The sequence below is a fragment of the Microbacterium sp. genome (assembly GCF_047606385.1).
Taxonomy (GTDB): Bacteria; Actinomycetota; Actinomycetes; order Actinomycetales; family Microbacteriaceae; genus Microbacterium.
Genome location: NZ_JASGEL010000065.1, coordinates 1 through 5,476, shown reverse-complemented (window position 1 = coordinate 5,476; position 5,476 = coordinate 1). Strand labels below are relative to the sequence as shown.

The following is a 5,476-nucleotide window of genomic DNA, read 5'->3' as shown; positions in this document are numbered from 1 at the left end:
GCTGCGGGCTCGGGGCCGCGTGTCGGGGCGGGCGGGCGCCGCACGCCAGCCGGCGGCGTCCGGGTCCGAGGAGACGGCGAAGCCGTGCCCGCGATCGTACGCGGCACGCGCCTCCGGCGTCCCGACCAGCTCCCACGCCCGCTGCAGCCGCACGAACAGCAGCGCGTCGCCGCCCGTGTCGGGGTGGGTGGCGCGAAGCTGCAGCCGGAACGCCCGCCGCAGCTCGTCGTCGGTCACGTCGGCGGCCACCCCGAGCACCTCGTAGGCGGATGCCGACAACGGGCTGTCGAACACGGTTCCTCCTTCGCAGCGCTCCAGCGTAGTGCGCGCAGCGCTCAGGCGCGCTCGCGGCGGCGGGCGTAGGCCGCCGCGCTTCGGCTGGACAGCGCCAGCAGCACGAGCACGTCCAGGCCCAGCGTCAGCAGGGTCGTGTTGAGGCGGATCTCCTGCCCCTGCACCCACCACGCGGTGAAGGAGCTGCTGATCGAGATCACCGCGAAGACCATCACGATCACCCGCGGCCAGTTGCGCCCGCGCAGGATCAGCACGGCCAGCACCGCCTCCACGGCCAGCGCGACGCCCGCGACGATCCACACGACGCTGAGCCCGAGCGCGACGTCGTCGGAGGTCAGCGTGATCCCCGCGAGGTCGGCGTCCACCTCGGTCGCCAGGTTCTGCCAGTCGAAGCTGAGCGCTACCAGCCACAGCAGGCCCGCAGCCACGCGCAGCAGCACCAGCACCGCCCCCGCGATCGTCGAGGACGGCCGCCGCATGTGCGGGTCGAGCACGAGCGGGCGGGCCAGCCGCACGGGCGACTCGAAGGCCGGCCGCTTGCGCGGCTGGGCGGTCATGCGCGCACCCGCCGCACGTCGAGGATGGGCAGGTCGCCGTCGGTGCGGATGCTGTCGCCGCCGCCGTTGCGGGCGTGGTAGCCGGTGGCGAAGTCCCGGATGACGTCGACGACGATCCGCGGCTCGGCGCCGGTGAGCGAGGCGACGATGTGGTCGCGCTCGATGTCGGTGTCGGCGTCGATGCGGTGCGTCACCTGCAGCGTGAACAGCGAGAGCCCGACCGCGGTGTCGAAGGTGCCGGCGGCGAGCCATTCGACGCGCCGGCCGCCGGGCAGGAGCCAGTCGTCCGGGCAGCGCCAGAACCGCACGTGGTGGCGCTGCGCCGGGTTGCCGTCGACCTCCTGCTGGTACGCGAAGTCCTGCATCCGACCGAACAGGAACAGCGGGCTGACGGGCGCCTCGTCGTAGCTGCGCCGGCGGAGGGTCGAGGTGACGATGCGCCACGACGAGCCGAGGGTCACGGGGTCGGCCTTGGTCCAGCCGGCCGCGCGCAGCGCCCGCTCGATCTGCTCCCCCTCCCCCATGAAGGCGAGGTTCACCGGGTCGCCGAGCAGGCCGTCGCTGGTGCGGGTGCGGCCGATGAAGTAGTCCGGCACGTAGATCGTGGTGAGGATGCGGTGGAGCCGGGGCAGCACGAGGTAGGCCAGCAGCAGCCAGAACACGATCGCGAACGGGATGCCCCACCAGCCGACCTGGAACGCCTCGGTGAAGCTCAGGTACGCCAGCCAGATCGCCGCGAACCCGGCGAACACGAAGAAGAACCAGTCGAAGGCGACGCCGATCGAATAGCCTCGGCGACGCTTCGGCGGCGCCTCGGGCGTCGCGGTCAGCGCCACAGCGACACCTCCGGGACGAACCCGAACGCCTGCACGAGGACGTCCCCCGGCACGTCGGCGAGGGCGGCGGGGTCCCAGTGCGGGGTGCGGTCCCGCTCGACCAGCTGGGCGCGGATGCCCTCCACCAGATCGGGCTGCGTGTGCGCGAACCACATCACCAGGCCGTACTCCTGCGCGAGCGCCGCGCGCAGGTCGGGCAGCTCGCGGGCGCGGCGGACGGCGGCCAGCGCGACCGTCAGCGCGGTGGGCGAGAGGGCGCGCAGCGCGGCAGCGGTGGCCGCCGCCTCGGGCTCGGGGCGCGCGTCGAGGCGGTCGAGGATCGCCGCGACCGTGGTCTGCGCGAAGGCGTCGTCGATCCAGTCGCGCGCACCCTCGAGCCGCGACGGGGCGGGCGTCTCGTCGAACAGCAGCACGATCTCGGCGGGGCTCGCCGGATCGGCGCGCGAGCCGAGCGCCTCGGCGAGGTCGGCGAGGCGCTCGGCGGGGACGAGGTGGTCGGCGAAGCCGGCGTACACGGCGTCCGCGGCGTCCATCGTCTCGCCGGTGAGCGCGAGGTACTCGCCGACCCGGCCCGGGGCGTGCGCGAGCAGCCACGAGCCGCCCACGTCGGGCGTGAAGCCGATGCGGGTCTCCGGCATCGCGAGACGCGACCGCTCGGTGACCACGCGCACCGCGGCGTGACCGGCCAGGCCGATGCCGCCGCCCATCGTGATGCCGTCGGCGAGCGCGACGATCGGCTTCGGGTACCCGGCGATGCCCGCGTTCAGGGCGTACTCGGCGCGGAAGAAGTCGGCGGCCTGCCCGGGGCGCCCGGACATCACCTGGTCGCGCAGCGCCCGCACGTCGCCGCCCGCGCACAGCCCCCGGCCGCCGGCGCCGTCGAGCAGGACCAGCTCGACGTCGGGGTCGTCCCGCCAGCCGTCCAGCGCGGCGCGCAGACGGCGCACCATCGGCAGGTCGAGGGCGTTCAGCGCGCGCGGCCGGTCGAGCGTGAGACGTCCGACGGCGCGCTCGCGACGCACGATCACGCCCTCCGCCCGGTCCGCGCCCCCGGTCACGTCCGCCTCGGTCACGTCCGCCACGTTACCGCCCCGTCGGCGGCCGATATCGCGGCAAGGCGCGCTGCGAGTCGGGAAATTCCCAGGATTCCGGCAGGATGGAGGGGACTTTGCCGCCGACGAGAGGTTTCGTATGCCACGCGGACAGGTGCTCGAGTTCCAGGGGGTCACGAAACGGTTCGGTCCGGTGACGGCCGTCGCCGACCTCACCGCGACGATCGAACCGGGTGCCGTGACGGGCTTCCTCGGTCCGAACGGCGCCGGCAAGACCACCTCGCTGCGACTGCTGCTCGGGCTGATCGCCCCCACCGCGGGCCGCACCCGCGTGGGCGGGGCGGCCTACGCCGACCTCGCCCATCCGCTGCAGACGGTGGGCGCCGCGCTCGAGGCCTCGAGCTTCCACCCCGGTCGCAGCGCCGCGAACCATCTGAAGGTCTGCGCCCGCGCCGCCGGCATCCCCCTCACGCGCATCGACGAGGTGCTGGGCCTGGTGGGCCTGGCCGACGTGGCCGGCCGCAGAGTCGGCGGCTTCTCGCTCGGGATGCGGCAGCGCCTGGGCCTCGCCACCGCGCTGCTGGGCGATCCCGGCATCCTCGTGCTCGACGAGCCGGCCAACGGCCTGGACCCCGAGGGCATCACCTGGATGCGGCGCCTGCTGCGCACGTTCGCCGACGAGGGCCGCACCGTGCTCGTCTCGTCGCACCTGCTGGGCGAGGTGCAGCAGACGGCGGACCGGCTGCTCATCATGTCGGCCGGACGCCTCGTGTTCGCGGGGGCCATCGAGGACCTCAGCGACCCGTCGGAGTTCTCGACCGTCGTCGACTCGCCCGACCGGCAGTCGCTCGTGCAGGTGCTGCAGCAGGCGGGCTGGCGGGTCGAGGTGCTGCGCAGCGGCCTGACCGTGCGCGGGGTCGAACCGGCCGCCGTCGGCGCCGCGGTCGCCGCCAGCGACGTGCCGCTGTCGCTGCTGACGCGCCGCGGCCCGGTGCTCGAGGAGATCTTCCTCGGCCTGGTCAGCGGGGCGCGCCAGGCTCCGCACGCCCGCGCCGGAGGCCCGCTCGCGCTGGAGGCCGCCCCGGCGACGGTCGCCGCCGAGCCGGGCGGGGCCGAGTCCGATCCGTCGTCCCCGCTCGTCGAGGACGCCGCGGACCTCGCGGCCGGCGCCGTCGCCGACGAGGCGCCCGACATCGAGACGCGCTCGACCGACGCGGCGCCGCCCGAGGCGCAGCCCGAGGAGGGCGGCGGCGGACCCGACGCCCCCACGGAAGGAGACGAGCGATGACCCTGCTGCGCGCGACCTCGTCCGAGCTGACGAAGCAGTTCACCACCGCGATCTGGTGGGTGCTGGCGATCGTCCTCGCCGCCTACGTCGGCCTGACCGCTGCGGGGCTGGCCGCCGTGATCGGCGCTGCGGCCAGCGGCGTGCTCGTCGGTGCCGACGCCTCGGCGTCCGAGCTCGGCAGCGGCGGCACCGCCCTGCTCTACAGCCTCGCGAACTCGGTCGGCTACGTGTTCCCCCTCCTCATCGGCGCTCTGCTGGTGACCGGCGAGTTCCGCCACAAGACGCTGACCCCGACCTTCCTGGCCATCCCCCGGCGCGGCACGGTGCTCGGCGGCAAGATCATCGCCGGCGCCGTCATGGGCCTCATCTACGGCGCCGTCTCCGTCGTGGTGACCGTGGCCGGGGTCGCAGGGCTCCTGGCGCTGTTCCGCGTCGACCCGGAGCTGGACAGCTCCGACACGTGGGCGATGCTCGGCCGCATCCTGATCGCCTCCGTGCTGTGGGTGCTGGTCGGCATCGGCACCGGCCTGCTCGTGCGCAACCAGGTCGCCGCGATCGTGATCGTGCTGGCGTTCACGCAGTTCGTCGAGCCGCTGCTGCGGGTGGGCGGCTCGTTCGTGTCGCAGCTGTCGGAGGTCGCGAAGTATCTCCCCGGCTCAGCCGCCGACGCGCTGGTGGGATCGAGCATCTACACCTCGATGAGCGCGACGAGCGGCGCCGCGCTGGAGTGGTGGGCCGGCGGCCTGGTGCTCGCCGCCTACGCGGTCGTGCTGCTGCTGGCCGGGCACATCTTCAGCTGGCGCCGCGACGTCGCCTGAGCCGGCGTCAGGCGGTCGCCGGCTTCGGCGCCCGCTTCTTCGCGGGCGGGACGCCCGGCGCGGGCTCGGCGACGATCTCGGCGACGTCCTCGGGCTGGACGCCCGTCTCGCGCTGCAGCGCCCGCACCAGGTCGAGGCCGTGGCGGGTCGAGAGGATGATCCGCTGGAACTCGTCGTGGCCGTCGAGGTCGATGACGACCCCGGCGCGCTTCCGGCGGATGAGGGCGAAGTCCTTCCCGCCGGCGGAGCGCCACGTGCCCGCGGCGAGCGTGCCCGGGATGTAGGTGCCGGGTGAGCGGACGCCGCGCAGCCACGTCCACGGATCCTCGGTCAGCTGCACCCGCGCGATGGTCGAACGGTCGATCACGACGCTGCGCGCCCGCACGGCGAGCGCCCGCTCGGTCGGCGCCAGCACGATCTCGAGCTGCGCCTGATCGAGCATGAGGGTCACCATGGCTCCAGTCTGCCAGCGCGCGTCCGCCGTGGCGCCGGCGTGTTGCTTACAGACCCGCAACGATCAGGCCAGCGAGCACGCCGTCCGAACGCGAAGGCGGCGAATCCGGCCAGCACCGGGGCTCAGGCGGGCGCGGCGGCGGCCGCCGCGCGGGCCGCCGCCGGCAGCGCGGCGACG

The 5,476-nt window shown here is 74.5% G+C and carries 7 protein-coding genes; 2 read left to right on the top strand and 5 right to left on the bottom strand.

Annotation, left to right across the window (positions count from 1 at the left end; all coding sequences use genetic code 11):
• The 4 genes from QM626_RS06435 to QM626_RS06420 all read right to left on the bottom strand — a co-directional run.
• Positions 1 to 294: J domain-containing protein (locus QM626_RS06435; protein WP_415075176.1), on the bottom strand; the 294-nt coding region annotated here is incomplete at its 3' end.
• A 41-nt stretch (positions 295 to 335) separates the two neighbouring features.
• Positions 336 to 851 carry a hypothetical protein gene (locus QM626_RS06430; protein WP_415075174.1) on the bottom strand — a complete coding sequence of 172 codons (516 nt, stop codon included), beginning with the start codon at positions 849 to 851 and terminating at the stop codon, positions 336 to 338.
• Positions 848 to 1,687: an LssY C-terminal domain-containing protein gene (locus tag QM626_RS06425; protein ID WP_415075172.1), complete on the bottom strand. Its 840-nt coding sequence runs from the start codon at positions 1,685 to 1,687 to the stop codon at positions 848 to 850. Before QM626_RS06425 ends, QM626_RS06430 begins: the two co-directional genes overlap by 4 nt.
• Entirely contained in the window at positions 1,678 to 2,760 is a 1,083-nt protein-coding gene (locus tag QM626_RS06420; RefSeq protein WP_415075170.1) for an enoyl-CoA hydratase/isomerase family protein, read from the bottom strand. The genes QM626_RS06425 and QM626_RS06420 overlap by 10 nt, the downstream gene beginning before the upstream one ends.
• A gap of 118 nt (positions 2,761 to 2,878) precedes the next feature.
• Here QM626_RS06420 and QM626_RS06415 point away from each other — a divergent pair, with 118 nt between their 5' ends.
• Positions 2,879 to 4,027 (top strand): ATP-binding cassette domain-containing protein, encoded by a 1,149-nt coding sequence (locus QM626_RS06415; protein WP_415075168.1) that lies wholly within the window; start codon positions 2,879 to 2,881, stop codon positions 4,025 to 4,027.
• A complete protein-coding gene (locus QM626_RS06410; protein WP_415075166.1) occupies positions 4,024 to 4,845 on the top strand; it encodes an ABC transporter permease in 822 nt (273 codons plus the stop codon). Before QM626_RS06415 ends, QM626_RS06410 begins: the two co-directional genes overlap by 4 nt.
• A 7-nt stretch (positions 4,846 to 4,852) precedes the next feature.
• Here the strand turns inward: QM626_RS06410 and QM626_RS06405 are convergent, their stop codons facing one another.
• Positions 4,853 to 5,299, bottom strand: coding sequence for a hypothetical protein (locus QM626_RS06405; protein ID WP_415075164.1), 447 nt, complete (start codon positions 5,297 to 5,299; stop codon positions 4,853 to 4,855).
• Positions 5,300 to 5,476: the final 177 nt, after the last annotated feature.

Coding starts and splice junctions, on each gene's coding strand:
- QM626_RS06430 (WP_415075174.1), bottom strand. CDS start 851: ATGACCGCCCAGCCGCGCAAGCGGCCGGCCTTCGAGTCGCCCGTGCGG.
- QM626_RS06415 (WP_415075168.1), top strand. CDS start 2,879: ATGCCACGCGGACAGGTGCTCGAGTTCCAGGGGGTCACGAAACGGTTC.
- QM626_RS06410 (WP_415075166.1), top strand. CDS start 4,024: ATGACCCTGCTGCGCGCGACCTCGTCCGAGCTGACGAAGCAGTTCACC.
- QM626_RS06405 (WP_415075164.1), bottom strand. CDS start 5,299: ATGGTGACCCTCATGCTCGATCAGGCGCAGCTCGAGATCGTGCTGGCG.